The following is a 2,389-nucleotide window of genomic DNA, read 5'->3' on the forward strand; positions in this document are numbered from 1 at the left end:
ATGGCTTCAAGCCCTTCATAATGTCGATCGCTTCAGGAACACTTGGCTCAGCAACATCGATCTTTTGGAATCGACGAACCAAAGCACGGTCCTTTTCAAAGAACTGTCGATATTCTTTGTAGGTAGTTGAACCAATGCAGCGAATTTCGCCAGAAGCAAGCGCGGGTTTAAGCAAGTTTGATGCATCAAGTGCACCACCGGATGTTGCGCCAGCGCCGATTACCGTGTGAATTTCGTCAATGAACAATATGCTGTCAGGTTCTTTTTCAAGCGCCTTGACCACAGACTTCAAACGTTCCTCGAAATCACCACGATAGCGCGTTCCAGCCAGCAGCGCGCCCATGTCGAGCGCATAGATGGTGGCTGGTTTCAAGATCTCAGGCACGTCGCCTTCAACAATCCGCTTAGCCAAACCTTCAGCAATGGCGGTTTTACCAACTCCGGGGTCGCCAACATAAAGTGGGTTGTTTTTTGAACGACGGCATAGAATTTGAATAGTGCGTTTTAGCTCCGCGGCGCGACCGATCAAGGGATCAATTTTGCCCGCTTCCGCTTTGGCGTTCAAATCAACACAAAACTCATCAAGTGGCGAGGAACCGGAACCCGCTGGCCCATCGCCCTCTTCTTCTGCCCCTTGGATGGGCCGGGTTTCTGTGACACCAGACTTTGAAATGCCGTGAGATATATAGTTCACAGCATCAAGCCGCGTCATATCCTGTTGTTCAAGGAAATAGGCCGCATGGCTTTCACGTTCAGCAAATATGGCGACCAAAACATTGGCCCCCGTTACTTCGTCACGGCCAGACGACTGCACATGAATGACAGCGCGCTGAATGACGCGTTGAAAAGCAGCGGTTGGCGTCGAATCCACATCGCCATCAACAACCAGACTAGAAAGCTCGTCGACAATGAATTCTTCCAAATCTTGGCGCAGAGCTTCGCGATCAACCTCACACGCATCTAACACCGCCAGTGCATCGTCATCTTCGGTTAGCGCCAATAACAAGTGCTCCAACGTCGCCATTTCATGCGAGTGTTCGCGCGCCAAATTCATCGCGTTGTGTAGAGCCTTTTCCAAACCTCGGGAGAATGAGGGCATATCTTACTCCTACTGTTTTTCCATTACGCATTGTAATGGGTGTTGGTTCTTTTTGGCCGCGTCCATGACCTGAGTTACTTTTGTTTCTGCCACTTCGTACGGAAAAATGCCGCACTCCCCCACGCCGTGATTATGTACATGCATTGTAATAGATACGGCTTCATCTTGGTTCTTGTTGAACACTTGTTGCAAAACCGCGATTACAAATTCCATCGGCGTATAGTCATCGTTGAGCAATAGTACGCGATACAATCCGGGCCGCTTGACCTTCGTGCGCGTTTTGGTTGCAACACCAATGCCATCTCCAGAATCGTCATCGTTCTGGTCATTCGAAGACATGTAAATCTTGTTCGTCTCGTTCATGGTATTCGGTGTATTTCTCTGCTCGTGAATCCTAATCCTATTATGTATGCAAATTATGGCCAATGTTAAGACCTAGAAGGTCAAAAACTCTTCCCACGAATCTGCCACAACATGATTAAAATACGCTGCACTTTTTCAAACAAATCAAAACAATTTTACTCATTCGTAAGAAGCCGTCCGTATTTTGGTGCTGAGTGAAGTTGCTTCGGCTGCATATGTTTGCAGAATGAATACGCGGAGCACGAGTTTTGTATTGAGTACGGGCCTACGTATCGGCCCGATTTGTCTGGAGTACAGGGTGGATTTCCTCTCTGATATTTTTAAGCATCGCCGTGTTTTCACGTCAATTTTGACGTCCATCATTCTCGTGATGACAACACTTGTTGCCCCCCAGCCCGCCCAAGCAGCAAACCTGCGCAAATATGCGGGTATTGTTGTGGACGCAAAAACCGGCAAGACCCTTTATTCATATGGGGCAGATTCGACCCGATATCCAGCTTCTGTCACAAAAGTGATGACGCTCTATATTGTGTTTGAAGAGCTTGCGGCAGGTCGCCTGAAACTATCTTCCAAACTCAAGGTTTCGAGATACGCGTCATCCGCGGAACCAACAAAACTCTACCTAAAGCCTGGAACAACAATAGCTGTTTCAGACGCTATCCAAGCCTTGGTTACGAAGTCGGCGAATGATGTGGCGCGCGTAATAGCGGAAAACATTTCTGGCTCTGTTCCAAACTTCGCCGTTCGCATGACCAAAACAGCACGTGCGCTTGGTATGTCACGGACAACATACAAAAATCCATCAGGCTTGCCGAATTCAGCCCAGGTAACAACGGTGCGCGACCAAGCACGTTTGGGCATGGCGATTTTCCAGCATTTCCCACAGTATTTCAAATACTTCAAAACGCGTTCGTTCCGCTATCGCGG

At 48.4% G+C, this 2,389-nt stretch carries 3 protein-coding genes; 1 reads left to right on the forward strand and 2 read right to left on the reverse strand.

Going from position 1 to position 2,389, the window contains the following annotated elements:
• Together Q0231_RS10435 and clpS are read right to left on the reverse strand one after the other, a co-directional pair.
• Nucleotides 1–1,099 (reverse strand): AAA family ATPase (locus Q0231_RS10435; RefSeq protein WP_299347628.1); only part of this gene is annotated, 1,099 nt, incomplete at its 3' end.
• A 9-nt stretch (nt 1,100–1,108) separates the two neighbouring features.
• A complete protein-coding gene (clpS, locus tag Q0231_RS10440; protein ID WP_269394046.1) occupies nt 1,109–1,438 on the reverse strand; it encodes an ATP-dependent Clp protease adapter ClpS in 330 nt (109 codons plus the stop codon).
• Nucleotides 1,439–1,832: 394 nt separating this feature from the next.
• On the opposite strand from clpS, the gene Q0231_RS10445 reads away from it, so the two are divergent.
• Nucleotides 1,833–2,389, forward strand: a 557-nt coding sequence (locus Q0231_RS10445) for a D-alanyl-D-alanine carboxypeptidase family protein (RefSeq protein ID WP_299347629.1), incomplete at its 3' end; no start/stop codon positions are given.

Source organism: uncultured Maritalea sp., from assembly GCF_937139385.1.
Classification (GTDB): domain Bacteria; phylum Pseudomonadota; class Alphaproteobacteria; order Rhizobiales; family Devosiaceae; genus Maritalea; species Maritalea porphyrae_A.